General features: G+C 63.3%; 24 protein-coding genes and 1 pseudogene. 16 read left to right on the top strand and 9 right to left on the bottom strand.

The window, feature by feature from the left end; genetic code table 11:
* Together ACNQPL_RS22655 and ACNQPL_RS22650 are read left to right on the top strand one after the other, a co-directional pair.
* Positions 1 to 1,554, top strand: coding sequence for a UxaA family hydrolase (locus ACNQPL_RS22655; RefSeq protein ID WP_416467956.1), 1,554 nt, complete (start codon positions 1 to 3; stop codon positions 1,552 to 1,554).
* Positions 1,555 to 1,582: 28 nt separating this feature from the next.
* Positions 1,583 to 3,169 carry an aldehyde dehydrogenase (NADP(+)) gene (locus ACNQPL_RS22650; protein ID WP_416467955.1) on the top strand — a complete coding sequence of 529 codons (1,587 nt, stop codon included), beginning with the start codon at positions 1,583 to 1,585 and terminating at the stop codon, positions 3,167 to 3,169.
* A gap of 60 nt (positions 3,170 to 3,229) precedes the next feature.
* On the opposite strand, the gene ACNQPL_RS22645 is transcribed toward ACNQPL_RS22650, so the two are convergent.
* Positions 3,230 to 4,111 carry a LysR family transcriptional regulator gene (locus tag ACNQPL_RS22645; protein WP_416467954.1) on the bottom strand — a complete coding sequence of 294 codons (882 nt, stop codon included), beginning with the start codon at positions 4,109 to 4,111 and terminating at the stop codon, positions 3,230 to 3,232.
* Positions 4,112 to 4,210: 99 nt separating this feature from the next.
* On the opposite strand from ACNQPL_RS22645, the gene ACNQPL_RS22640 reads away from it, so the two are divergent.
* From ACNQPL_RS22640 to ACNQPL_RS22630, 3 genes are read left to right on the top strand one after another with little or no spacing between them, the layout of a single operon-like run.
* On the top strand, positions 4,211 to 5,272 hold the full coding sequence (locus tag ACNQPL_RS22640; RefSeq protein WP_416467953.1) for an alkene reductase: 1,062 nt from the start codon (positions 4,211 to 4,213) through the stop codon (positions 5,270 to 5,272).
* 11 nt (positions 5,273 to 5,283) lie between these two features.
* Positions 5,284 to 6,120 (top strand): pirin family protein, encoded by an 837-nt coding sequence (locus ACNQPL_RS22635; RefSeq protein WP_346613076.1) that lies wholly within the window; start codon positions 5,284 to 5,286, stop codon positions 6,118 to 6,120.
* Positions 6,121 to 6,157: 37 nt separating this feature from the next.
* Positions 6,158 to 6,742, top strand: coding sequence for an isochorismatase family protein (locus ACNQPL_RS22630; protein WP_346613075.1), 585 nt, complete (start codon positions 6,158 to 6,160; stop codon positions 6,740 to 6,742).
* A gap of 255 nt (positions 6,743 to 6,997) precedes the next feature.
* On the opposite strand, the gene ACNQPL_RS22625 is transcribed toward ACNQPL_RS22630, so the two are convergent.
* From ACNQPL_RS22625 to ACNQPL_RS22615, 3 genes are all read right to left on the bottom strand, one after another.
* Positions 6,998 to 7,330 (bottom strand): antibiotic biosynthesis monooxygenase family protein, encoded by a 333-nt coding sequence (locus ACNQPL_RS22625; protein WP_416467952.1) that lies wholly within the window; start codon positions 7,328 to 7,330, stop codon positions 6,998 to 7,000.
* A 157-nt stretch (positions 7,331 to 7,487) separates the two neighbouring features.
* Entirely contained in the window at positions 7,488 to 8,381 is an 894-nt protein-coding gene (locus tag ACNQPL_RS22620) for a DUF2950 domain-containing protein (protein WP_416467951.1), read from the bottom strand.
* Positions 8,378 to 9,733, bottom strand: a complete 1,356-nt coding sequence (locus tag ACNQPL_RS22615; protein WP_416467950.1) for a DUF3300 domain-containing protein — start codon at positions 9,731 to 9,733, stop codon at positions 8,378 to 8,380. Before ACNQPL_RS22615 ends, ACNQPL_RS22620 begins: the two co-directional genes overlap by 4 nt.
* A gap of 177 nt (positions 9,734 to 9,910) precedes the next feature.
* Here ACNQPL_RS22615 and ACNQPL_RS22610 point away from each other — a divergent pair, with 177 nt between their 5' ends.
* From ACNQPL_RS22610 to ACNQPL_RS22600, 3 genes are all read left to right on the top strand, one after another.
* Positions 9,911 to 10,162 (top strand): hypothetical protein, encoded by a 252-nt coding sequence (locus ACNQPL_RS22610; RefSeq protein ID WP_346613071.1) that lies wholly within the window; start codon positions 9,911 to 9,913, stop codon positions 10,160 to 10,162.
* Between the two features lie 76 nt (positions 10,163 to 10,238).
* Positions 10,239 to 10,619: a VOC family protein gene (locus ACNQPL_RS22605; RefSeq protein WP_416467949.1), complete on the top strand. Its 381-nt coding sequence runs from the start codon at positions 10,239 to 10,241 to the stop codon at positions 10,617 to 10,619.
* A 76-nt stretch (positions 10,620 to 10,695) separates the two neighbouring features.
* On the top strand, positions 10,696 to 11,415 hold the full coding sequence (locus tag ACNQPL_RS22600) for a TorF family putative porin (protein WP_346613069.1): 720 nt from the start codon (positions 10,696 to 10,698) through the stop codon (positions 11,413 to 11,415).
* A 17-nt stretch (positions 11,416 to 11,432) separates the two neighbouring features.
* Here the strand turns inward: ACNQPL_RS22600 and ACNQPL_RS22595 are convergent, their stop codons facing one another.
* The 3 genes from ACNQPL_RS22595 to pobA all read right to left on the bottom strand — a co-directional run bounded on the left by ACNQPL_RS22595 (position 11,433) and on the right by pobA (position 15,741).
* The gene (locus ACNQPL_RS22595) at positions 11,433 to 12,314 is read right to left on the bottom strand and encodes a LysR family transcriptional regulator (protein WP_346613068.1); all 882 of its coding nucleotides are present in this window, start codon (positions 12,312 to 12,314) and stop codon (positions 11,433 to 11,435) included.
* A gap of 44 nt (positions 12,315 to 12,358) precedes the next feature.
* On the bottom strand, positions 12,359 to 14,149 hold the full coding sequence (gene ggt, locus ACNQPL_RS22590; protein WP_416467948.1) for a gamma-glutamyltransferase: 1,791 nt from the start codon (positions 14,147 to 14,149) through the stop codon (positions 12,359 to 12,361).
* 404 nt (positions 14,150 to 14,553) lie between these two features.
* A complete protein-coding gene (gene pobA / locus ACNQPL_RS22585; protein WP_416467947.1) occupies positions 14,554 to 15,741 on the bottom strand; it encodes a 4-hydroxybenzoate 3-monooxygenase in 1,188 nt (395 codons plus the stop codon).
* Between the two features lie 131 nt (positions 15,742 to 15,872).
* Between pobA and ACNQPL_RS22580 the strand changes: the two genes are divergently transcribed.
* The 3 genes from ACNQPL_RS22580 (at position 15,873) to ACNQPL_RS22570 (ending at position 18,179) form a co-directional block, all read left to right on the top strand.
* The gene (locus ACNQPL_RS22580; protein WP_416467946.1) at positions 15,873 to 16,751 is read left to right on the top strand and encodes a helix-turn-helix domain-containing protein; all 879 of its coding nucleotides are present in this window, start codon (positions 15,873 to 15,875) and stop codon (positions 16,749 to 16,751) included.
* 109 nt (positions 16,752 to 16,860) lie between these two features.
* On the top strand, positions 16,861 to 17,259 hold the full coding sequence (locus tag ACNQPL_RS22575) for a MerR family transcriptional regulator (RefSeq protein WP_346613064.1): 399 nt from the start codon (positions 16,861 to 16,863) through the stop codon (positions 17,257 to 17,259).
* A gap of 20 nt (positions 17,260 to 17,279) precedes the next feature.
* Positions 17,280 to 18,179, top strand: coding sequence for a hydroxymethylglutaryl-CoA lyase (locus ACNQPL_RS22570; protein ID WP_416467945.1), 900 nt, complete (start codon positions 17,280 to 17,282; stop codon positions 18,177 to 18,179).
* Positions 18,180 to 18,713: 534 nt separating this feature from the next.
* Here the strand turns inward: ACNQPL_RS22570 and ACNQPL_RS22565 are convergent.
* On the bottom strand, positions 18,714 to 19,232 hold the full coding sequence (locus tag ACNQPL_RS22565) for an MgtC/SapB family protein (protein ID WP_346613062.1): 519 nt from the start codon (positions 19,230 to 19,232) through the stop codon (positions 18,714 to 18,716).
* A 157-nt stretch (positions 19,233 to 19,389) separates the two neighbouring features.
* Here ACNQPL_RS22565 and ACNQPL_RS22560 point away from each other — a divergent pair, with 157 nt between their 5' ends.
* From ACNQPL_RS22560 to ACNQPL_RS22540, 5 genes and pseudogenes are all read left to right on the top strand, one after another.
* Positions 19,390 to 19,629, top strand: coding sequence for a DUF3203 family protein (locus ACNQPL_RS22560; protein ID WP_346613061.1), 240 nt, complete (start codon positions 19,390 to 19,392; stop codon positions 19,627 to 19,629).
* A gap of 122 nt (positions 19,630 to 19,751) precedes the next feature.
* Positions 19,752 to 21,140 (top strand): cytochrome c oxidase accessory protein CcoG, encoded by a 1,389-nt coding sequence (gene ccoG, locus ACNQPL_RS22555; protein WP_416467976.1) that lies wholly within the window; start codon positions 19,752 to 19,754, stop codon positions 21,138 to 21,140.
* A gap of 39 nt (positions 21,141 to 21,179) precedes the next feature.
* Positions 21,180 to 22,589 (top strand): GntR family transcriptional regulator MpaR, encoded by a 1,410-nt coding sequence (gene mapR, locus ACNQPL_RS22550; protein ID WP_387529600.1) that lies wholly within the window; start codon positions 21,180 to 21,182, stop codon positions 22,587 to 22,589.
* Positions 22,534 to 24,225 (top strand): annotated as a pseudogene (locus ACNQPL_RS22545) (PAS domain-containing protein); the annotation flags it as partial. The gene mapR and the pseudogene ACNQPL_RS22545, both read left to right, overlap by 56 nt.
* A 149-nt stretch (positions 24,226 to 24,374) precedes the next feature.
* Entirely contained in the window at positions 24,375 to 24,719 is a 345-nt protein-coding gene (locus ACNQPL_RS22540) for a response regulator (RefSeq protein ID WP_416467944.1), read from the top strand.
* Positions 24,720 to 24,728: 9 nt separating this feature from the next.
* Here the strand turns inward: ACNQPL_RS22540 and ACNQPL_RS22535 are convergent, their stop codons facing one another.
* The gene (locus tag ACNQPL_RS22535) at positions 24,729 to 25,475 is read right to left on the bottom strand and encodes an SDR family oxidoreductase (RefSeq protein ID WP_346613057.1); all 747 of its coding nucleotides are present in this window, start codon (positions 25,473 to 25,475) and stop codon (positions 24,729 to 24,731) included.
* Positions 25,476 to 25,560: the final 85 nt, after the last annotated feature.

Below are 25,560 nucleotides of genomic sequence, written 5' to 3'. Positions count from 1 at the left end.
ATGCAACTCATTACAACAACAGGCAGTGCAAGCGCTGCCAACGCCGTGATCCGGCTCAACCCGCTGGACGATGTCCTCGTTGCTCGCCAGCCCCTGACCGAAGGCCTCTTGCTGGACGAAGGCATCACGGTGCGCCAACCGATTCCAGCCGGCCACAAAGTCGCAGGCCGCGATATCAAGGCAGGCGAACCCCTGCGCCGCTATGGGCAAATCATCGGCTTTGCCAGTCAGGCCATCCGGGCTGGCGAACATGTGCACGTGCATAATCTGGCGATGGGCGACTTTGCCCGCGACTACGCCTTTGGCGTCGACGCCAAGGGGCAGCAGGCGCCCAATGACGATACCTTCATGGGTATAGTGCGCGCCGATGGCCGGGTCGCCACGCGCAACTATATCGGCATCCTCACTTCGGTGAACTGCTCGGCCACGGTGGCGCGGGCTATCGCCGACCACTTTCGCCGTGACATCCACCCCGAGGCGTTGGCGCCCTACCCTAACGTCGATGGCGTGGTCGCCCTGACCCACGGCGTCGGTTGCGCAGTCGACCCCGGTGGCGAGGCACTTGCCATGCTGCGCCGTACCCTTGGCGGCTATGCCGTGCATGCCAACTTCGCTTCGGTGCTGTTGATCGGCCTGGGCTGCGAAACCAATCAGATCCCCGACCTGCTGGCGGCCCAGGGCCTGCAAAGCAGCCATGCACTGCGCACGTTCACCATCCAAGGTACTGGCGGCACCTCGAAGACCATTGCCAGCGGGATCGCCCAGGTCAAGTCGCTGCTGGCCGAAGCCAATCAGGTCGAACGCCAGCCGGTCAGCGTCCGCCACCTCACGGTCGGCCTGCAGTGCGGGGGCTCGGACGGCTATTCGGGTATCACCGCCAACCCGGCGCTTGGCAATGCGGTCGACCGCCTGGTGGCGGCCGGCGGCACCGCAATTCTCTCGGAAACCCCGGAAATCTACGGCGCCGAACACCTGCTGACACGCCGCGCGGTCAGCCAGCAGGTGGGCGAGAAGCTGATCGCCCGCATCCAGTGGTGGGAAGCCTATTGCCAGCGGATGGGCGCCGAACTGAACAACAACCCGTCGGCGGGCAACAAGGCCGGCGGCCTCACCACCATCCTGGAAAAGTCCCTGGGTGCCGTGGCCAAGGCCGGCTCCAGTGACCTGATCGATGTATACGAGTACGCCGAACCAGTGCACGCCCACGGCCTGGTGTTCATGGACACGCCCGGCTACGACCCAATCTCTGCCACCGGCCAGGTCGCCGGCGGCGCCAACCTGATCGCCTTTACCACAGGGCGCGGCTCGGCTTATGGCTGCGCGCCCTCGCCGTCGATCAAGCTGGCGACCAACACCCGCCTTTGGGAAACCCAGGAAGAGGACATGGACGTCAACTGCGGCGGCATTGCCGACGGCAGCATGACCATCGAAGAGCGTGGTGAACACATTTACCGAATGATGCTGAGCATTGCCTCGGGCGAACGCAGCAAGAGCGAACAGCATGGCTACGGCCAGAATGAGTTCGTGCCATGGCAGATCGGCGCCATTACCTGATCCCCCAGCCTTCATAACCGGAGCCCGCATGACCCGAATTCTTGGTCACAACTACATCGCCGGCCAGCGCTCGGCGCAAAGCAACACCCTGCTAACCAGCCTCGATGCCACTACCGGCGAGCCGTTGCCAGGCGTATTCAGCCAGGCCACCGAGGCTGAGGTTCACGCCGCCTGCGTCGCTGCAGCGTCCGCCTTCCAGCCCTACCGCAACCTGCCCGCCGAGCAGCGCGCAGCGTTTCTCGAGGCCATCGCTGACGAACTCGATGCCCTGGGCGATGACTTCATCACCACGGTGTGCCGCGAGACTGCCCTGCCTGGCGGGCGTATCCAGGGCGAACGCAGCCGTACCAGCGGCCAGCTGCGCCTGTTCGCCAAGGTGTTGCGCCGAGGCGACTTCTACGGTGCGCGGATCGATCGCGCGCTGCCGGAGCGCCAACCCATGCCCCGCCCTGACCTGCGCCAGTATCGGATCGGCGTCGGCCCGGTGGCGGTATTTGGCGCCAGCAACTTCCCCCTGGCGTTCTCCACTGCCGGTGGTGACACCGCTGCGGCGCTGGCCGCAGGCTGCCCGGTAGTATTCAAGGCGCACAGTGGCCACATGGCCACCGCCGAGGCGGTGGCCGACGCGATCCTGCGTGCCGCGACCCGCACCGGCATGCCGGCCGGGGTGTTCAACATGATCTATGGCGGCGGTGTCGGCGAGTGGTTGGTCAAGCATCCGGCAATTCAGGCGGTGGGGTTTACTGGCTCGCTCAAGGGCGGAAATGCGCTGAGCCGCATGGCTGCAGAGCGCGCTCAACCGATCCCGGTGTTTGCCGAAATGTCCAGCATCAACCCGGTTATCCTGCTGCCTGAAGCGTTGCAGGCGCGGGGCGAGCAGGTGGCGCGTGAGTTGGCGGCCTCGGTGACGATGGGGTGCGGGCAGTTCTGCACCAATCCCGGTTTGATCATCGGTATGGGCTCTGCGGCATTCACTGACTTCATCGAAGTGTTCAAGGGTCAGATAGCCGAGCAACCGGCGCAGACCATGCTCAACCAAGGCACACTGGCCAGCTATCGCCATGGCCTTGAGCAACTGTACAACCACCCAGGCGTGACCCACTTGGCGGGTGCCGTGCAAGGTGAGCGTCAAGCGCAGCCGCAGTTGTTCAAGGCGGATGTCAGCCTATTGTTGGGCGGCGATCCATTGCTGCAGGAAGAAGTGTTCGGGCCGGCCACGGTCATCATCGAGGTCGAGGACCAAGCGCAACTGGCTACGGCGGTGCAGGCATTGCGCGGGCAACTGACCGCTACGTTGATTGGCCAAGCCGAGGAACTGGTCGGCTATGGTTGGCTGAGCCAATTGCTACAGGAAAAGGTCGGTCGGGTGCTGCTCAATGGTTATCCAACCGGTGTCGAGGTGTGCGACGCCATGGTGCATGGCGGGCCCTACCCGGCTACCTCGGATGCTCGCGGCACCTCCGTCGGTGCCCTGGCGATCGACCGTTTCCTGCGTCCGGTATGCTTTCAGAACTACCCGGATGCGCTCCTCCCCCCAGCGCTGCAAAACGCCAATCCGCTGGGTATCAGTCGTTTGGTCGACGGTGAAATGCTGCGTTCAAGCCTGGCGGATTGACTTGGCACCACGCGCAACGATCGGGGCCCTCCCGCTTCGCGGGCGCCCCGGTCTTCGTCATCAAGGCCGCTCCAGCTGATCTCGCAGATACTCGATAAAGCGCTGGGTTTTCGCGGGAAGCAGTCGGGTTTCTGTCAATGCGTACACGGGTACCGGTGTCGCTTGCCACTTCGGCAATACCCGTTGCAAAACCCCTGCCTCGACATCTGGAGCAGCGATACCGGCAGGCAGGAGTGCGATGCCAAGGTCCAGCGAGGCAAGTCGACGCAACATCCCCACACTGTTCAGCTCAAAGCGGCCACCCACCTGAACCTGTTCGACCGCACCCTCGCTGGTCAGGGTCCACTTGTCCGCGCTTGCCCCTGACATCCGCAGGCATTCGTGATGCACAAGCTCCGCTGGATCGTGGGGCTCGCCGGAAACCCCCAGGTATTGAGGTGAGGCGTAGAGGCCGCGTTGCAGGGTGGCCAGTTTCCGCGCAATCAAGTTGGAATTGGCCGGCTCGCCCATCCGAATGACGACATCCACGGGGTCACTGACCAAATCGACCTGCCGTGGTGTGAGATCGAAGTCAAAGGTAATGCCTGGATACAGTCGTGCGAAATCCGCAATCAACGGCGCCAGGTAGATGTTGGCGAAGTCCACTGGCAACGAGGCGCGCAACAGGCCGCTGGGCCTGGCGAGCAACTCACCCAGCTGCTCATGCGCCAGCCTCGCTTCGTCGACAATGCGTTTGCACCGATCAAAGTAAAGCTGGCCGGCCTCTGTCAGCTCAATCTTGCGCGTGGTGCGATGCAGCAGGCGCAACCCTATCTGCTTCTCCAGGCTGGTAATACGCCTTGAAAGCGTCGAGCTTGGCATGTTCATGGACTCCGCTGCGCCCCGAAAGCTGCGCATCTTCACGACCTCGACGAACAGAGCCATGTCGTTCAGGTATTCCAAGCATTGCTCCAAAAATGGATCAGTCATTTCAATTTTGCCGTATTTATCCCGGCAACGGATTGAATGATGATAACCCCATCACCGCAAAGGAGCACTGTAATGAACTCTCTTTTTTCCGAAGTCCAAGTAGGCCGTTACACGCTGTCCAACCGCATGGTCATGGCCCCCATGACGCGTTCACGTGCCGACGATGCTGGCGTTCCTTCCGATCTCGTCACTACCTACTATGAGCAACGCGCCAGTGCTGGTCTGATCATCTCCGAAGGTGTTTTCCCGGTTGCGCTTGGCAAGGGTTATGTACGGACCCCGGGCATTGAAACCGATGAGCAGGTAGCAGCGTGGAAAAAGGTCGCTGAAGCCGTTCACGCCCGTGGCGGCCGTATCTTCATGCAACTGATGCACTGCGGCCGTGTTTCTCACCCGTCATTGATCGACGGCGCCCAGCCACAGGCACCATCAGCCATCAAGGCCGCGGGCCAAACCTATACCGCTACCGGCCTTCAGGACTTCGTCATCCCGCATGCACTGAGCATCGTCGAAATCGCCGGCGTCGTTGAAGGTTACCGCCAGGCTGCTCGCCGGGCCATCGAGGCTGGCTTCGACGGTGTGGAGTTGCATGCAGCGTCGGGTTATTTGCCGGAACAGTTCCTGTCCAGCGGCAGCAACCAGCGCGAAGACGAATACGGAGGTTCAGTTGAAAACCGCGTTCGCTTCGTTCTCGAAGTGCTTGCCGCGATAGTCGAGGAAGTGGGCGGCGATCGCGTGGGTATCAAGATTTCTCCGGAAATGAACTTCAACGATATCGTCGACGCCAATCCGCAAGAGACCTACACCTACCTGGTAAAGCACCTGCGGCCGTTCAACCTCGCCTACCTGCACGTCGCGCTGTTTGGTGCCGAGTTCGACTACCACAGTGCACTGCGTCCGCTCTTCAATGACAGCTACCTGATCGGCAGTGGCCTGAACAAAGAAAGCGCCGAGGCGCTTATTTCCGGCGGCAAAGCGGATGCAGCCGTACTTGGGGGTGCGTTCCTCGCCAACCCGGACTTGCCAGAGCGTCTGCGCGTCGGTGCCGAGCTCAACGCCCCGGATAAAAACACCTTCTATGCGCCTGGCGCAGAGGGCTACATCGATTACCCAACCCTGACCCAAGGGGCCTGAGGAGCGCCGCCATGCTACCCACCGCACGCCTGCAGCGTATGAATCATGGAAGCCAGTTCCGAGCGTTCAGCCTTCGTGGCGATCAGTTTGCGAAACCAATTGATCCGTTCCTGGGTGTGGATCATGCCTGGATCAGCGGACCGACCTTCCCACCGCATCCGCATGCGGGTTTCTCCGCCGTGTCATACCTGTTTCTGGATTCAGAAACGGGGATCGATAACCGGGACTCACTGGGCAATCGCAATTTGATTCATCCCGGTGGCCTGCACTGGACGGCGGCGGGTAGCGGCGTGGTGCATGAAGAGGTACCAGCGGAGCCCGGCAAGACCGTGCACATGCTGCAAATCTTCATCAATCTGCCCGAGGACAAACAGGCGCAGGCTCCACATGCCTTCAGCCTGGAAGCACGCGATGTACCCGTTGTACGCCTGCCGGGAGTGAAGATTCGTGTCCCCCTTGGGGCCTTCGGCGAGATCGCCTCCCCCCTTTCGTTACCCACCGATGTCCGATTATTGGACATCCTGCTGGAAGCGGGCAGCGAGGTAGAAATTCCAATCCCTGTCGGGCATGTCGCGTTCGTCGTGCCGATTGATGGTGAGGTCGCTGTGGAGGGTCAGCCGTTCAGTCCGCTTGATCCAAAGGCCCCAGTAAATCTGCCCCAAGGGCAAAGGAGGGTTATCACGATGCAGGCAGAAAACGGCGCCGCAAAGGCAGTGGTTTTTTCAGGTACGCCGCTGAACCAGCCCATTCATTGGCAAGGCCCAATGGCGCTGGCGTCACCCGGTGCCCTGGGCGAAGCCGTGCAGCGCTACCAACGCGGGTTGTTCGGCAGCCTGCACAGCCAATGAGCCAACAACCGTTCCCCTACTTAGCGAGAAGATCATCATGACTCACGAAAATTTCAATGCTGACAACGCTGCTCTGCTGCTGATCGATCATCAGGTTGGCACCATGGGGTGGGCTAAATCCATGCCCTTCGATGAGCTCAAACGCAATGCCCTGATGCTCGCCAAGGCGGCGCGTATTCTCAAGCTGCCGGTCGTGCTCACCTCCAGCATGGAGGAGCATGCGCAAGGGCCGTTGCTGAGTGAACTGGAAGAAATCCTCCCGGCCGAGTTCGCGGGGCGCATCAAGCGCTTGGGCATCGTCAACGCGATGGACGATGAACATTTTGCCGCAGCCGTCAAAGCAACTGGTCGCAAGAAGCTCATCATTGCCGGCGTAACCAATGATGTCTGCACCGTCTACCCGGCACTTTCGCTGGTCCGTGACGGCTTCGAAGTACAGGTTGTCGCCGACGCGGGCGCGTCGCCAACCGCAATGGCTGATGACATCGCGCTGCGCCGGATGGACAAGGCTGGGGTAACGCTGACCACCACCAACCAGCTGATTGCCGAACTGGCCGGGAGCTGGGCAACGCCTGAAGGCGGTCAGTTGGTACAGGTGCTCATGGAGTCGTTCAGCGGCTGAGTGAGCCCCAGTCACAGTACCCCGCAAGGCGCGGGGTACTTCTTTCTCACCGCAGCGGACCTCACACTCATCACCACCCACCAAGGCTGTCAGCCAAGCGCTCAAGAACAACTTGCTCGACCGCGTGCGACGCATTTGGCCAGCGCTCTGGCAAGTGGCTGTAATACTTGGGATCGCGTTATCGGCTGATTGAACCACCGCGTGCTGCGGCGGTTCGCTTCGTAGCAGCTGTTCTCACCGCACGAACTTCCGTTGTTACGACGCCCTGTCGATGCTTCTAACCACCCGGCACTGCATGGCGTGCGGGTTTAGAGAGGGGTCGACATCGGTGACGGCTTTTCGCAATCGCGCGGTTTCAGGGTCCTGAGTAAAACCTTCAAAGTCATCTTCGCTCTCCCATTGCGCGTAGTTGAGTACCGCCTTCCCATCGAGACTTGCATGGAAGGTTGAGGAGACGAAGCCCGGCCTGTATCGCACCCATCGCTCAACCTCGGCAGCAATGGCTTCAATCAGCACTAGCTGCTTGTCGGCGGTTACATCAAAGCGTACCACCTGGGTGAATATGTCGTTTTCCTCAATTTTTGCCATGAGATATTCCTTGTCGCCGGCTTCTTGGATGACGAGTTGTTCAAAGCGCTCTAGTTATTTCTTTCGATATGCGAACGGCCGAGTGGTTCGCTCCGGCTCTGATTCGACATGCCAAAACCTCCACCGTTGTCCAGGATAATCGGTAGGGCCAAGCCGCTCAGTCGCTGGCATCGACTGCAACCACCTGCCAGCTGTCATCCGGGTCAAAGCGCTGCATGGCCTTGGCCAGCTTGTCGCCCTGCGGCCCCAGGTCTTTCTCGAACACCTGGCCGTCGTGGCTGACCATGAAGCTCATCACCCCGGTGTCGGCATACCTTGCAGGCCAGGCGACCATGGCGAAGCCACGGCTCATCTGCGTGCCGATCAGGTAGCTGTAGGCACCGCCCGGGGCCGACGGGCCCTGGGCGTCGAGGATGCGGAAGTGATAGCCGTACCAGTCGTCACCCACTGCATCCTGGCCGAACAGCGGGCCTAACGGGCTGACCTGGCCGTCCGCCTCGCCCTCCCAGTACAAGCCGTCGTGCTTGCCGGGGGTGCTGAAGATCTGTTGGGCGTACTCCAGGGCACCGTTGCCGTTGCGGTCTTGCGAGGCGTATTCCATCTGCGCATCGTGGTAGGCAAGCAGCGACTGCACGGCCGCCAGCTCATCGCGGCCGATGCGCCGTGCACGGATCTCGGCGCTGCCAGCCTTGAGGTCGAAGCGCCAGCCGCTGGCACTCTGTGCCAACGGAATCGGCAAGGTCCAGTGCTCGCTGCCTACCGCCAGTACCGCCTGGCGATCACCTTTCTGTTCGACCTGATGCTGCTGGTGGTACTGCTGCAGGAAGGCATCGACGTCGCTGCGCTGCACGCCTTCGCGAGGGATGTAGGTGCGCCAGTCGTCACCGAGCAACTGCGCCAGGCGCGCCTGGTCGGCATGCTCCGTGCCCAACGCCTGGACGAAGGCTTCGACGGCCTTTTCAGGTGTCGGGAATGCCTGCTGAGCGGCGGCCAGGCTTGACCCTGCGCTGCCCAGGGCAACCAGGCAAACCGTGAGGATTGTCCTGTTCATCGCCGGCCTCCTCCGCCGCCGCGGCGCATGGGCGCGCTGGGCCGGGAGATGGCGTGCCCCGCCGCGCGCGATGCATTCGGCCGTTGGGCGAGCGTCTGGCTGGTGCGGCCGCGATCGGCCAGGGCCGTGGTACGCGCTGGTGAGCGTACGCCCTCGAAGGCATTGTCGCGCGCCCTGCCGGCACTGTTGTTCGGCCTGTTCTGCAGCGTCTGGCGGGCCTGCGGATTGTCGCGGTTGCTTCTGGCCTGCGGCTGGCGGTCGGTGGCACGCGGGCGGTTGGCCTGGGCTTCGCGCACCTGTTCACGGGCCTGGCGGTTGCTGGTGGCCGGCCGTTCGATGCCCGCCTTATCCATTGACGCGCGGGCGCGGTCGCGGGCCTGGGCGCGCTGGGCGTCGTCGCCTCGGAACGCCGCACGCTGGCTAGCCCCGTCAAGTTGTCGCCCATATTGCTGGCGGCTGCGGTTGTCGCGGTACGGCACGCCATCACGGTGCACGGCGTTGTGCTGCCAGGTGTTCTGGTTGTTGCCGATGCGGTTGTTCACGTTGATGTTGTTGTAGCGGTTGACGTCGATATCGATGTCGTTGCGCCCCCAATCGCAATCGCCCCACAACGAATTGACGATTGCCACACCGGTGCCAAAGGCCAGCCCGGCCATCAGCGCCGTCCCCGCGTAATACAGCGGCGACGGCGGGTAATACACCGGCGGCGAAGCCGGGTAGGCCCAGGTGCCGTAGCTGGTGGTCGGGTTGTAGGTGGGCACGTAGACCACCTGCGGGTCGGCCGGCTGGATGATGATGGTGCTGGCCGGCGCACTGCTGGCAGTCGAAGCCGGGGCAGCCTGCACCGTGACGTTCTGGTACTGGTTGCTTTGCAGGTTGCCTGCCGCCTTCGCTTGCTGGCGCAAACGCTGCACGGCGCCCATCACATCATCGGGCTGGGCCAGGAAGGCATCCCCCAGGCGCTGCACCCAGACCGGGTCCTGCCCGAGCACCACCAGCACCTGCGGGAACGCTACCAACGCCTGAACGCTAGGGTCCCAGGGCTGTTTGGCGACTTGCTTGACGGCATCATCGCCCTGGGCCTTGGGGTTGGCCTTGGACCAGGTCACCGCTTCGGCCACTTCCCCGGGGTAGGTGGCGGCCATCAGCACCTGCGCCAGCAGTGCATCGGGGTACAACGCGATGGGCGCGAGCATCTGGTCGAGCTGTTCCTGATTGAACACCGCCTGTTTGGCCGACTGTGCTTCAGCGGCCGAGGGCGCAGGTGCGGGAGGCGATTCGCCCTGGGCAAAACCCGACGCAGCGCTCAGGCAGAGCACCGCCGACACGATACATAGCAATGGCATGCGCATCACAGTTCCCTCGGGGTGAAGCTGCGTGGGGTGTAAGCCTAGCAAAGGCTGCGTGTTGCACACCGTACTTGCCAGCATCAATAGTCACTATCGAGAGGGGCAATTTCTACTGATCGCGCTCACCCAATAACCTAGCTCCATCGATTCGCCACTTGCCCCCGTACTCTGGAGCTTCCAATGAACACCACGGCCCGCCTGCTGCTCGCTGCCCTGACCGCCACTGGCATTGCCGTGCTCAGCGGTTGCACCAGCCACCCCGAACTGCGCCCTTACACCGCCGAGGAAAACCGCCAGCTGCAACTCGAAGCCATTCAGCGCCAAGCCCTGTCGCTGGATGAATACGAACTGCGCAAGCGCGTGATCCTGCGCGCGGCAAGCCCGCAAGTGGTGACCGAGGTGGTCGAGACGCAACCAGGGTTCAGTGGCTGAGTTGAAAGACGTGCGGGGCGCTCTATCATGGTGGCTGCCGGGCTGAACCCTTCAGCCCTTACCACCGAGGTTGCCAATGATCGACCACCTGGACCATCTGGTGCTGACTACCGTCGACGTGCAAGCCTGCACCGACTTTTATACCCGAGTAATGGGCATGCAGCTGGAAACCTTCGGCGCCGGCCGCCTGGCCTTTCGATACGGCAACCAGAAAATCAACGTGCATGTGCGCGGCCATGAGTTCGAGCCCAAAGCCCACCTGCCCGTGCCTGGGGCACTCGACCTGTGCTTCATCGCCAGCGTCAGCCTGGAGGCGGTGATCGCCCACCTGGAGCAGGCGCAATGGCCCATCATCGAGGGGCCTGTCAAGCGCACCGGGGCGACCGGGCCGATCCTGTCGGTCTACGTGCGGGACCCGGACCTCAACCTGATCGAGATTTCCCAACCCCTTCAATGAGTGCCATGTAGTTTTCCCTGCTCGGCAACACGGGTATCCTGTGCCGCTCAAGAGCAAGCCTTCCAGGACGGTGACCATGATCAGGCCCCTTCTGTTGTTGAGTGTGGCCCTGCTGTTCAGCCAGGCGCTGCAGGCGCAGCAGATCCAGCGCCAACTGGGCGATTTCGACTTCAAGCTCGGCACCACGCCTTCACGCAGCATGGCCCAAGGGCTGATCTCGCCGAGCGCGGTCGGCGCCTTCCACGGCGGCCTGGACCTCAGCCATCCCAGCGGCTGGTACCTCGGCCAATATGCGCCGAGCATGGGTGTAACGCCCGATTCCACCCTGCGCCTGGACAGCTACCTGGGCTACAAGGACCATTTCGACAGCACCTTGGGTTACGAAGTGGGCCTGATCCACTACAGCCAGCCCAATATCGCCGGGCCCGACAGCTATGCCCTGTATGGCGGCATATCGATCATGGGCAGCCGCATCGGCGGCGCCTGGCGGGACAACCCGGACAACCGCACCGGTACCCTGTTCGCCGACTTCGGCCAGTTGCCGTTGCTCGATGCCGACTTCACCGTCAAGCTCGCTCACCATCGCCTGGGCACCCCCTTCACCATCGGTGACGGCAGCCAGGTGAACGGGTTTTCGGACTGGTCGCTGGAGCTGTCGCGGCCTTGGCTTGGCATCGACCTCAACCTGATCTACAGCAACTCCAACCTCAGCGGTGGTGGCTGTGATGCCTACGCGGGCATCAACACCTACTGCGACAGCATGGTCACGCTCAAGGCGCAGCGCAGCTTCTTTTAGCCTGCGGGGGCATGGCGTCAGATCCCTCCCCCCGCCAGCAACTCTGTCATCACTTCGGCCAGCGCCTTGATCATCACGTCCGCCGTCGGCCGGTGGAGGATGACGATTTCGTAACTGTCCACCTCCGGCAACCCCTGCTGCTGCCCCATTACCCGATGTTCACGGGTGGCAGCGCGCGGTGGCAGCAGGCTGATGCCCATGCCATCGGCCACTGCCGCCTGGATACCGCTGAGGCTGGAGCTGGTGAAACTGATGCGCCAGCGCCGGCCCATGCCTTCGATGGCGCTGATCATGTCTTCGCGGTACAGCCCACGTGGCGGGAAGGTCACCAGCGGGATCGGGTCGAGCTCGAAGGACGGCATGCGCGCGCTGTCGATCCATTGCAGGCGCTCGGGCCAGCAGGCGACGCCTTCGCGGGTATTGCGCCGCTGCTTGAGCAGCACCAGGTCGAGTTCACCGTTGTCGTAGGCCTGGCTGAGGTCGCGACACAGGCCGCTGGTGACTTCCAGCTTGACCTGCGGGTGCAGCCGGCTGAAGGCCGACAACGCATTGGTGGTGCGCCCACCGACAAAGTCTTCCGGCACGCCCAGGCGCACGGTAACGCCGACCATGGCCCCGGCCAGCGCTTCGAGCATCTGGTCGTTCAGCGCCAGCATGTGCCGGGCATAGCCGAGCAAGGTCTGGCCGGCGTCGGTAGGCAGCACGTCGCGGTTGCCTCGCACCAGCAAGCGGTGGCCGACCATGTCTTCCAGGCGCCGGACTTTCTGGCTGATGGTCGACTGGGTCGAGTGCAGGCGTGCAGCGGCAGTGGTGAAGCTGCCGCAATCGGCCACCACGACAATGGCGCGCAGCAGGTCTAGGTCGAACAGGGCTCTATTCGATTTCACGCTGATGGACATCTGGGTATTCAACTAATGGATGGCAGAGCTGACTTCTACCACGGCTAATCACCGAGTGCCACGCCTTCGCGGCGCGGGTCGGCGCCACCCGCCCACCCTGTGGCAGTGCGCTGGATGATCTGCATGCCACTGGTCATGGGCATGGGCGTGACCTCATGGCCCCAGGCTGCCAGTTGGCGGATCAACGCCTGGCTGGTCAACCCGGCTTCCACTTCGGTACCGGCGTTGCGGCTGCCAAAGTTCGGCAGGTTGCTGGCCTGCTGCGGGTCGAGCCGCCAGTCCAGCAGGCCGACCAGCGCCTTGTTCACGTAGCCGATGATCTGTGAACCACCCGGCGATCCGAGGCTGGCGACCAGCTCGCCCGAGCCAGGCGCAAACACCAAGGTTGGCGCCATGGCGGACAGCGGGCGCTTGCCAGGCTGCACTCGGTTGGCCACGGGCTTGCCGTTTTCCTGCGGGATGAAGGAAAAGTCAGTGAGCTGGTTGTTCAGCAGGAAGCCCCTGACCATCAGGTGCGAGCCGAACGCCGCCTCCACCGACGTGGTCATGGCCAGGGCCTGGCCGCTGTCGTCCACGGCCGAGAGGTGTGAGGTGGAAATGCGCAACGGTGAGCGGTCGGGGGCCAAGGCAAGGTCCGCGCCCTGTGGCTTGCCTGGGCGCGCGTACTTCATGCTGAAGTCACCGACCTGCTTGGCGCGCTCGGCCAGGTAGGCAGGAGCAGTCAACGCCTTGAGCGGAACCGGCACGTAGTCGGTGTCGGCCAGGTACTGGGCGCGGTCGGCGTAGGCTAGCCGCTCGGCTTCGGCGATCAGGTGGACTGCCAGTGGGGCCGGCTCCAGGCCTGCCACGGACGACGTGATGCGCGGTGGCATGGTTGCCAGGTCGCGCGGCGGGTGGCTGCGCTGCAGTGCGTCAAGGATGCCCAAGGTCTGCAGCACGGCCACCCCGCCCGAGGACGGCGGCGGCATGCCGCAGACTTGCCAGGCTTTGTAAGGGCCGCACAGCGGTGTGCGCTCCCGGGCCTGGTACTGGCGCAAGTCCTGCATCGACAGTTGCCCGGCATTGGCGTGGCTGCGCACCTGGGCCACCATGGCCTCGGCGATGTCACCGGTGTAGAACGCGTCGACACCCTGCGCTGCGATGCGCTCGAAGGTTTGCGCAAGCTCCGGGTTGCGCAACAACGTGCCCACTGCCAGAGGCCGGCCCTGGCCATCGAGGAAATACCGGGCCATTGCCGGTGAGCCGGCAATGAAAGGGTCACCGGCCACCAGAGTGTGCAAGCGCTGCGAAACCGGGAAACCCTTGCGCGCCAGGGCGATGGCCGGGGCAAACAGCTCACTCCACGGCAGCTTGCCATGCTGGTCGTGGGCCAGCTTGAGGGCGCGCAGCACGCCGGGCACGCCCACCGAGCGCCCACCGATCTGTGCGTCCCTGAACGGCATCGGTGTGCCGTCCGGTTGCAGGAACAACTTTTCCGTTACCCTCGCCGGCGCCGTTTCGCGGCCGTCGTACGCCTGCACACGCTGGCCATCCCAGTACAGGATGAACCCTCCGCCACCAATGCCGCTGGATTGCGGCTCGACCAGGGTGAGCACCATCTGCATGGCGATTGCCGCATCGATGGCGCTGCCGCCGGCCCGCAGCATGGCCCGCCCGGCCTCGCTGGCCAAGGGGTTGGCGGCGGCGACCATATGGCGGGTGGCGTGCACGGGTTGCAGGCCGCTGCGGTAGCCGGATTGCAGCTCGGGGGGTGCGGGGAGCAGTTGGTCGGCAGAGGCGTATTGGGTGGCGAGGGCCAGGGACATGGTGCAGATGAGGTGGGTCGGGAATGGCATTGGGGGTGTCCTTTCGAAGTGCATGACGCGGGGCTTTTGGCGCGCTTGAGATCGAGCGCCGCCCGCGCGGCGCATCGCGGGCAAGCCCGCTCCTACATTTATTGCAACCTGCCGTTCCAGTCAGGCCATGGTTGTTCGCCTTGGCGCATGACTTAAGTCAGGCGAGGCGGCAGCAGCGCCAGCCGAAAAACCTCGTCGAGCCTCCAAGGCTGACAACTATGGCCTATCAGGCCATGGCACGTTGCAACAAATGTGGGAGCGGGCTTGCCCCGCGAAGCGCCGCGCGGGCGGCGCTCGATCTCAAGGGCGCTGAAGATCTCAAGGCAAGCGCTTCGCGATGCGCCGCGCGGGCGGCGCTCGATCTCAAGCGCGCCAAAAACCTCCCGGCATGCACCTATACACCCTTACACCACCTCCTCAAACGGCAACCCCACATAGTTCTCGGCAATGTTCACCAACCCCGCCTCGGACGACAGGAAGTACTCCCGATCCGCTTCCTGCATCTTCTGGTCCCAGGCATCCTTGTGCTCACCGAAGTCATGCAGCAACTGGGTCATGAACCAGCTGAACCGCTCGCCTTTCCATACCCGGCGCAGCGCCAGCGGTGAATACTGCTGCAGCAGGTCGGTACGCCCCTCGCGGTAAACCTTGACCAGGATCCGATACAGGTAATTGACATCCGAGGCCGCCAGGTTGAGGCCCTTGGCGCCGGTGGGCGGCACGATGTGCGCGGCGTCGCCGACCAGGAACAGGTTGCCATACTGCATCGGCTCGACCACCTGGCTGCGCAATGGCGCGATGCTCTTTTCCAGCGCCGGGCCAGTCACCAGGCGCCCCGCCACATCCTCGGGCAACCGGGCCTTGAGCTCACCCCAGAAACGCTCGTCCGGCCAGTCCTCCACCCGTTCCTCCAGCGGTACCTGCAGGTAGTAGCGGCTGCGCGTCTGCGAGCGCTGGCTGCACAGCACGAAGCCGCGCTCATGGTGGGCGTAGATCAGTTCATGGTTGACCGGCGGGGTGTCGGACAACAGGCCCAGCCAGCCGAACGGGTAGACGCGCTCGTAATGCTTGAGCACGCCTTGCGGGATGCTCTGCCGGGAAACACCGTGGAAGCCGTCGCAACCGGCAATGTAATCACAGTCCAGGCGGTGGGTTTGCCCGTCCTTCTCGAACGTGACATAGGGCCGTTCGCCCTTCAGTTCGTGTGGCTGGACATTGCTGGCGGCATAGATGATCGGCGCGCCGCTGGCCTCGCGTGCCTGCATCAGGTCGCGGGTAACTTCGGTCTGGCCGTAGACCATGACCGTCTTGCCACCGGTCAGGCCCTTGAGGTCCAAGCGCTGGCGCCGGCCGCCGATCAGCAACTCGACACCTTCATGGACCAGCCCTTCGTGGTCCATGCGCTGGGAAACACCCGCTTCACGCAGCAGGTCTACGGTACCTTGCTCAAGCACCCCGGCACGGATGCGGCCGAGCACGTATTCAGCGGTTTGGCGTTCGAGAATGACCGTGTCGATTCCAGCCTTGTAAAGCAATTGGCCAAGCAGCAGGCCGGACGGACCAGCCCCGATGATTGCAACCTGAGTTTTCATTGTTGTTGTCTCGTGCTATTAGGGTTCGCACTTGCATTTTTACTGGCAACTCTGGCCAATTAAGTGTGCTATCCCATGCAAAACCTGCACTTTTATAAAAAGTGTTCGATAAACGGACAGGCGTTACCAGCATGAAATCCACCCTCCCCGGCGTACCGTTGTTCCAGCTCTATGGCGAAAACCAGGCCTGGCCCGGTACCGACCTGCTGCATTGCGAGTCGATCCCCGCGCGCAGCCGCTTGCACCATTGGGAGATCAAGCCGCACCAGCACGCCGAGCTGTTCCAGTTGCTGTATGTGCAGCGTGGCCAGGCCCAGGTGGAGATCGAGGGCGTGCGCAGCGTCGTCGACGAGGCCGCAATCCAGGTGGTGCCGCCGCTGACCGTGCACGGCTTTCGCTTCAGCGCCGACATCCAGGGCCATGTGCTGACTTTCGGTACGGCCTTGGTGGCCGACCTGGAGCAACGCCTGGGCGCGCCGCTGAGCGTATTGACGAAGGCTGCGTGTTACCCGCTGGGCAAGGACCGCGTGCGGCTGCGCAACCTGATCGAGACGCTGCAGCAGGAATACCAGGGCCACGAGCCGGCACGGGTAACCCTGCTCGAAGCCCTGGTGACCGCGCTGATGGTGTGGATCAGCCGCCGGCAGCAACTGGGCCAGGCGCCGCGTAACCGCGATGAGCGTGACCGGCAGCTCCTGGGGCAATACCTGCGCCTGGTCGAGGCGCACTACCGTGAGCATTTGTCGGTGGAAGATTTTGCCGCCCGGATGAACATCCAGAGCCTGCAGCTCAACCAGCTGTGCCGGGCATTGAGCGGGCAGACCGCACTGCAAGTGGTGCATCAACGGCTGTTGCTGGAGGCCCGGCGCAACCTGATCTACACACGCATGAGCATCGGGCAGCTGTCGGACAGCCTGGGGTTCAGTGACCCGACCTACTTTGCGCGGTTCTTCAAACGCCTGAGCGGGCAGACGCCCAATGGCTATCGGCGTTCAGTGCAGCCTGAATGATTGGCGGTAGCCCGAAGAGGCCGGTGAACAAGCACATCTCCACCGCCCTGCTTGACGTATACGTCAACCTGCATTCAGGATACTGGCATACCCCACGCCGAGCCCAAGCATGAGTAGCCAGACCTACAGCATCTCCGACCTTTCCCGCGAGCTGGACATCACCACCCGCGCCATTCGCTTTTACGAGGAACAGGGCCTGCTGAGCCCGGAGCGGCGCGGCCTGGAGCGCATCTATTCGGCACGCGACAAGGTCAGCCTGAAGCTGATCCTGCGTGGCAAGCGCATCGGCTTCTCACTGGCCGAATGCCGTGAACTGATCGAACTGTACGACCCCACCAGCGGCAACCTCAAGCAGCTCAACAGCATGTTGGGGAAGATCGCCGAGCGTCGCGCCCAGCTTGAACAACAAATGCTCGACATCCACCAGATGCAACTGGAGCTGGACACCGCCCAGGAACGCTGCGAACAAGCCCTGGCCGCCACCTTGAACAATAACGACAACCGTTGACCCGCCACAGGAACCCCGCCATGCCTTTGCCCGAAAAAGTCCGCCTGGTCGAAGTCGGCCCCCGCGACGGCCTGCAGAATGAAGCCCAGCCCATCAGCGTCGCCGACAAGGTGCGGCTGGTCGACGACCTGACCGACGCTGGCCTGGCCTACATCGAAGTCGGCAGTTTCGTCTCGCCCAAATGGGTGCCGCAGATGGCCGGCTCTGCCGAAGTGTTCGCCGGCATCCAGCAGCGCCCAGGCGTTACCTATGCGGCCCTGGCGCCCAACCTGCGTGGCTTCGAGGACGCCCTGGCGGCGGGGGTGAAGGAAGTGGCCGTATTCGCCGCCGCTTCCGAGGCGTTTTCCCAGCGCAACATCAATTGCTCGATCAGCGACAGCCTGAAGCGCTTCGAGCCGATCATGGAAGCCGCGCGCAGCCACGGCGTGCGGGTGCGCGGTTACGTTTCCTGCGTGCTGGGCTGCCCGTATGAAGGCAAGGTCAGTGCCGAACAGGTCGCCCCGGTGGCCAAGGCCCTGCATGAGATGGGCTGCTACGAGGTATCGCTGGGCGACACCATCGGCACGGGCACCGCAGGTGATACCCGGCGGCTTTTCGAGGTGGTCTCGGCCGTGGTGCCGCGTGCGCAACTGGCCGGGCATTTCCACGACACCTACGGGCAGGCGCTGGCCAATGTGTACGCCAGCCTGCTCGAAGGCATCAGTGTGTTCGACAGTTCGGTGGCCGGGCTGGGGGGCTGCCCTTACGCCAAAGGCGCCACGGGCAACATCGCCAGCGAAGACGTGGTGTACCTGCTGCACGGCATGGGGATCGAAACCGGTATCGACCTCGACCGGCTGATCGCGGCCGGGCAACGCATCAGCGGCGTACTGGGCCGGGCCAATGGTTCGCGCGTGGCGCGGGCACGCAGCGCGCACTAGGGTTCACACGCCTGTCACATCTGTGTGGGTGGAGTGTTACCGCCCCCACAGGCTCCAGCAAAAAATCGGGTAACAGGGAAACAATTCGACAGAATTTCAGGTGGCCCGTTTTTCCATTTTCGATCAAGCCTTTGATTTTAAAGGATTTTCTAAAGTTGGCACGGCACCTGCTATATCTTTGGTACAACAACAACAAAAAACGTGACACCCAATAAAAACAACATGTACCGGCTCTGACATAACAAAAACAACACGGCAGAGGCGCAGCAAGCAGATCTTTTTGAAGTAGGCAGGTTTTTCAGGGGTTCGCCCCCGCGAGCTGGCACAGAACAATAAAACTACCTCAAGGTAGCGGCAGTCAGCATCGGATCCTCAGGATGAAAGCAGGTCAGCGCTCAAAAAAATACGTTTGCTCTTGACCCCGGGTGGGGGTCGCTCGCAACACCAGGACAGGCTTACAAAAACAACAAAAGGCCGGTCTCAATAATAAGAAAAGAGCAGGCAACAACGCTTTGAGGGGAGCTTCGGCTCCCCTCAGTGCTTCCCGCTCCCCTCCTCTCTCTGCTTCTCTTCGTTCTCCCTTTCTACCTTGTCCACAACCAACGGCATCGTTGCCAGCACCAGCAATGCCATCAGCGTGCTGATCAGGGCAGTCGCCTCGCGCCCCATACCCGCCGCCGTGCCGATCGCAGCCGTCATCCACAGCCCGGCAGCGGTGGTCAGGCCTTTGACATGGCTGGGATCCCGACCGTTACCTTTGAGAATGGTACCCGCGCCGAGAAAGCCGATGCCCGCGACGATGCCCTGGACCACCCGGCTCAGCGCCTGATCGTCGGCCCCGGCCATGCTGGGCGCCAACACGAAAAGCGCGGCCCCCATGGACACCAGCATGTGCGTGCGCACACCGGCAGATTTACCTTTGTGCTCGCGTTCGAAGCCCAGCACAGCGCCCAGCACCGCTGCCATCAACAGGCGCAGGAGGATGCGCGTGACTTCCTGTTCGTCAGTGATGTCGGCGAATTCCGCCTGGATGGTTTGCCAGATGACGTCCATGGGTGAGTACTCATGTGTTGCCCGCGAAAAGGCCGATACAGGCACCTGGATGGTTGACCCCTGCACATCAGGCAAAGTGCCCGCCCGGCCGAATAATGCAGCAACCCTGCATGGCCTGCGGTCACAACTGTTGACCGCACCCCGGAGGAGCCACCCCATGCCCATCGAAATCGAAGAAAGCACCCGCCGTTGCACGCTCATTGGCGAAGACCTGCGCATCGAAGGCGAAGGCCCGGACATTGAGATCATCACCGATGAACAACTGCACATGTCCGTGGCGCTGCTGGCCGGTCAGCGTGTACCGATTACCGAAAGCGAAGCCGACGCGCTGACTGTAGCCGGTGCGGTGGATAGCCGCAGGCATCTGAAAGCCAGCGTTCCAGGCTCGGTGATTTAAGGCTTCAGCAACATTTGGCGGCAATCTGATACGGTTTTAATGGTGAAATCTGAGCCTGTGCTGGAAACAGCTCGGCGCTCATAGTGCTCATGCCTGATCGAGGCGCGATGAGCACCGAAGCCATGAACGACCGAATCGAAGTCATCGAACTGGCCGCCCCCAAGCGGCCTGCCGTCAGCGGTATCCATACCCGCAGTTTCACGGGCCTGTACCGCAACCTGCGCATTGGCTTCGCCGGCCTGCTGTTCATGCTGTTCTTCGGGACTGCCTGGCTCGACTGGAACGGCCGGCAGGCCGTGCTGTGGGACTTGTCGAGCAGCAAGTTCCACATCTTCGGCGCCACCTTCTGGCCGCAAGACTTCATCCTGCTGTCGGCACTGCTGATCATCTGCGCGTTCGGCCTGTTTGCCATCACTGTGTACGCCGGCCGTGTGTGGTGCGGCTACAGTTGCCCGCAAAGCGTGTGGACCTGGCTGTTCATGTGGTGCGAAAAAGTCACTGAAGGCGACCGCAACCAACGCATCAAACTGGCCGCCGCGCCCTGGGGCCTGAACAAGCTGGCGCGCCGTACGTTCAAGCACAGCTTGTGGCTGGCGATTGGTGTGCTCACGGGGCTGACCTTCGTCGGCTACTTCACACCCATCCGCCCACTGGCCCAAGCGCTGTTCAGCCTGCAACTGGGCGGCGTGGCGTTGTTCTGGGTCGTGTTCTTCACCGCTGCCACCTACATCAACGCAGGCTTGCTGCGCGAGGCGGTGTGCCTGCACATGTGCCCTTATGCGCGCTTCCAGAGCGTGATGTTCGACAAGGACACCTTGGCCGTGGCCTACGACCCGCGCCGCGGCGAATCACGCGGCCCACGCAAAAAGGGCAGCGACGCGCGCGCGCAAGGCCTGGGCGATTGTATCGACTGCACCTTGTGCGTGCAGGTCTGCCCCACCGGCATCGACATCCGCCAAGGCCTGCAGATGGCCTGCATCGGCTGCGCCGCCTGTATCGATGCCTGCGACAACGTGATGGCCAAGATGGGTTACCCGCGCGGCCTGATCGGTTACAAGTCCGAGCACAGCCTGCAAGGCGGCACCACGCACTGGCTGCGGCCGCGGCTGGTGGGTTATGCGGTGGCCTTGCTGGTGATGATCGGTGCGCTGGTGGCGGCCTTGCAGTTGCGCCCGATGGTGTCGCTGGATGTGATCAAGGACCGTGGCCTGTTCCGTGAGAACGCCCTCGGCCAGATCGAGAACATCTACTTGCTCAAGGTCATCAACAAGACCGAGCAAAGCCAGCGCTATCATCTGCGCCTGCTGGACGCCGACGGCTTCGAGCTGCATGGCAAGGCCGAATTCGTCATCCCCGCCGGCGAGATGAGCGAACTGCCGGTGTCGGTGGCCATGCTTGCCGAGCGCCCCGCCAGCAGCTCGCAGGCACTGGCCTTTGAAATCCAGGACAGCGATCAACCGGCGATCCGCAGCGTGGCGCACAGCCGCTTCGTCGCACCGGTCAACCGCTGATCCCTTACACTCACTGTTCACCTTGCTTGCCGAGCCCCCATGAAACGCTACGAACGCTTTGCCGACGACATTGCCGAACTGATCCGCTCCGGGGTGCTCGGCCCCGGCCAGCGCGTGCCTTCGGTACGCTATGCCAGCCAGGCCCACGGGGTCAGCCCATCGACGGTGTTCCAGGCTTACTACCTGCTGGAGCGCCGCGGGCTGATCCGTGCACGGCCGCGCTCGGGCTATTTCGTCAACGCCCATGCGCCGCGCCAGTTCAGCGAACCGCAACCGCTGGAGCCGCTGAGCGAATCGACCGACGTGGATGTCAGCGCGCTGGTGTTTTCCATTCTCGAATCGATCAAGGACCCGAACACCGTGCCGTTCGGCTCGGCCTTCCCCAGCCCCGAACTGTTCCCGCTGCAGCGCCTGTCGCGCTCGCTGGCCAGCGCCAGCCGGGCCATGGACCCGCGCATGGTGGTCACCGACCTGTCGCCGGGCAACCCGCAGTTGCGGCGGCAGATCGCCCTGCGCTACATGGTCGGCGGGCTGATGTTGCCGATGGAAGAATTGCTGATCACCAACGGCGCACTGGAAGCGCTGAACCTGTGCCTGCAGGCGGTCACCGAGCCTGGCGACCTGGTGGCAATCGAGGCGCCGGCCTTCTACGCCTGCCTGCAGGTGCTCGAGCGGCTCAAGCTCAAGGCGGTGGAGATCCCGGTGCACCCGCGCGAAGGCATGGACCTGGCCGCGCTCGCCCAGACGCTGGACAAGCACCCGATCAAGGCCGTGTGGTGCATGACCAACTTCCAGAACCCGGTAGGTGCGAGCATGCCCGAGGCGAAGAAACAGGCGTTGGTCGAGCTGCTGCGGCGCCACCAGGTGCCGCTGATCGAGGACGATGTGTACGCCGAGCTGTACTACTCGCAACAGGCGCCCAAGCCGGCCAAGGCCTTCGACACCCAAGGCCTGGTGATGCATTGCGGTTCGTTCGCCAAGAGCCTGGCGCCCGGCTACCGCATCGGCTGGGTAGCCGCCGGGCGCTTCGCGCAGAAAATCGAACGGCTCAAACTGATGACCTCGCTGTGCGCGTCGATGCCGGCCCAGGCCGCCATCGCCGACTACCTGCAACACGGCGGCTACGACCGCCACCTGCGCAAGCTGCGCTACGCCCTGGAAGGGCAACAAGCCAACATGCTCGCCGCCATCGCCAACTATTTCCCGCCGCAGACGCGGGTCAGCCAGCCATCCGGCGGTTACTTCCTGTGGCTGGAGTTGCCCGAGCAGATGGATGCGCTGAAACTGTTCCACATGGCCCTGGCCCAGGGCATCAGCATCGCACCGGGGCCGATTTTCTCACCCACCCGACGCTTCGGTAACTGCATCCGCCTGAACTACGGCAGCCCCTGGCATGACGATGCCGAGCGTGCCATGGAGACCTTGGGGCGCATCGTGCGATCGTTCTAGCCGCCACCGGGGCGCACAGGCTAAAGTTGTGCACTGCTCTGTGCCGGACGCCCCAATGCCCCACCGCGAATTGCAGCAACTGCGCCAGCAGGTCGAAGCCCTGCAACGGCGCAATGCCGAGCTTGAGTCAGCCCAGGCACACCAGCAGGCGCTGGGTAGTGACCTGTTCCGCTCTCTGTTCGACACCATGGACGAAGGCTTCTGCGTCATCGAGTTCTTCGACGGCCCGCATGGGCCGCTCAGTGACTATGTTCACGTCATGGCCAATGCGGCCTATGCCAAGCATGCCGGGATCCCGAACGTGGTGGGGCAGAAGCTGCGCGAGATGGTCCCCGACGAGGCCGACGACTGGGTGGCGCGTTACGGCGCCGTGCTGCGTACCGGCGAACCTCTGCAGTTCGAACAGGAGCTGATTGCCACCGGCCACGTGCTTGCCGTTTCGACGTTTCGCGTTGAACCACCCGAGCGGCGCCAGGTGGCCGTGTTGTTCCAGGATATGACGGAACGGCGCAAGGCCGAGCATGCGCTGCAACGGCTCAACGAAGAACTCGAACAGCGTGTCAGCGAAGCGCTGGCCGAGCGTCGGTTGTTCGCCGAGTTGGTCGACCACAGCGTGGCCAATGTGCATGTGATCGATAAGCGCATGCGTTGGCTGGCAGTCAATCGCCAGGCACAGGAGGACTTTCACCAGCTGTACGGGCGCATGCCGGACGTCGGCGACCACATGCCCGCGCTGATGGGTGAAGATTCGCCGGACTACTGCCTGATACTGCCGCTGTGGCAACGCGCGCTGGCCGGTGAGCAGTTCACCACATCCGGGGCCTTTGGCCAGGCACCGAACCGGCGTCACTTCGAGTTACGCTTCAATGCCTTGCTCACCCCCGAGGGCACTGTTCAGGGAGCCTACCTGTTCGCCTATGACATCAGCGAGCGTGTGCAGGAGCAGCAACGCCTGGCCAAGGCCGAACAGGCGCTGCGCCAGGCGCAGAAGATGGAGGCTGTGGGCCAGCTGAGCGGCGGTATCGCCCACGACTTCAACAACCTGCTGGGGAGCATTCTCAACGCTCAGGAATTGATGCACCAACGCCTGGCCCAGGCCCGTTACGAGGAGTTGGCCCATTTGCTGGACCTGTCCAGCGACTCCGCGCAACGGGCCTCGTCGCTGGTACACCGGCTACTGGCCTTCTCGCGTCAGCAGACCTTGCAACCGCTCGCGACCCAGGTCACCGCGCTTGTCAGCGGCATGGAAGACCTGATCCGCCGCACCATTGGCCCATCCATCACACTGCGCAGCCACTTCGCGAGCGAACTGTGGCCCACCTTCATCGACCCTCCGCAACTGGAAAGTGCGCTGCTCAACCTGTGCATCAATGCCCGCGATGCGCTGCCAGCCGGCGGCACGGTCGATATCCTGGGTGAGAATATCGTGCTGGACCCTGAGCTCGCGCAACCGCTGGATCTCCCGCCCGGGGACTATGTACGCCTGAGCGTGGTCGACAACGGCTGCGGCATGAGCGCCGAGGTGGCAGCGCGGGCCTTTGACCCCTTCTTCTCGACCAAACCCATGGGCCATGGCACGGGCCTCGGGCTCTCGATGACCTACGGTTTCGTCCGCCAGTCGGGGGGCAAGTGCGTCTGCTCTCCACGCCTGGCGAAGGCACTCGGATCACGCTGTACCTTCCGCGTCACCCTGAGCAGCCCCAGGTGCCGGCCAGCGCGCCCAGACGGGCATTGCTGGACAGCCGCCGCGCCAGCGGCCAACGCATCCTGCTGGTCGAAGATCAGATGGCCTTGCGCCTGGTCGTCGCCGAGGTACTGGAGGAGCTGGGCTACCAGGTCGAAGCGTTCGAGAGTGGCCCGGCAGCGCTGGCTTACCTGCAACATGCCGAGCCGCCAGCCCTGCTGCTCAGTGACATCGGCCTGCCCGATGGCCTTGACGGCCGCCAGCTGGCCGAGCGTTGCCGCCTTGAGTACCCCGACCTGAAAGTGTTGTTCATCACCGGTTACGACGAGAGGGCGGCGCTGAGTGACGGCCAGCTGCTGCAGGGGGCCAGCGTGCTGACCAAGCCTTTTGACCTGGACGTACTGGCCGAACGCGTGCGCCAGTTGCTGGCCGATGAGCTGCCCTGAGGGCCGCGATCAGCGGCCGCCGCCGAGGTCGATGAAGCTGCCGGTACTGTAGGAGGCTTTTTCCGACAGCAGCCAGAGAATCGCCTCGGCCACTTCTTCGGGGCGCCCACCGCGCCCCATGGGCAGGCCTGGCTCGAGCTTGGCCACCCGGTCGGGGTCACCGGACAGGGCATGAAAGCCGGTATGGATGTAACCGGGGCGCACGCCATTGACGCGCACGCCCTCGCCCGCCACTTCCTTGGCCAGGCCGATGGTGAAGGTGTCGAGGGCGCCTTTGGAGGCGGCGTAGTCGACATACTCGTTGGGTGAGCCCAGGCGCGAGGCCACCGAGGACACATTGACAATGGCACCACCCTGGCCGCCGTGCCGCCGGGCCATGCGCAGCAGCGCATGCTTGGCGCAAAGCATCGGACCGACGACATTGGTTTTCATCACCTTGAGCAGGCGAAACTCGGACATGTCCTCGACACGGCTCTGCAGGCCGATGGTGCCGGCATTGTTGACCAGCGCGGTGACCGGCCCGAGTTCGTGGTCGACGCGTTGGAACAGCTGGATCACCTCATCTTCGACGCTGGCGTCGGCACGCACGGTGATGGCCTCGGCACCGAGCGCACGGACCTGTGCCAGGAGGTTTTCGGCGGCCTGGTCGTCGGCGTGGTAGTTGATGCAGATGCGGTAGCCCTCTCGGGCGGCCTGCAAGGCGGTGGCCGCGCCGATGCCGCGGCTGGCGCCGGTGATGACGATGACTTTGTGCATGGTGTTTAACGGATCGTTCAGGGGACGGACCTTCGACGATAGGGGAAAAGCCCTGTTATTGGAACGATCGTCACGACTTGACAAA

Origin of the sequence: Pseudomonas sp. LFS044 (assembly GCF_047978245.1) — a bacterium.
Classification (GTDB): Bacteria; Pseudomonadota; Gammaproteobacteria; order Pseudomonadales; family Pseudomonadaceae; genus Aquipseudomonas.
This window is presented reverse-complemented; position numbering and strand designations above follow the sequence as displayed.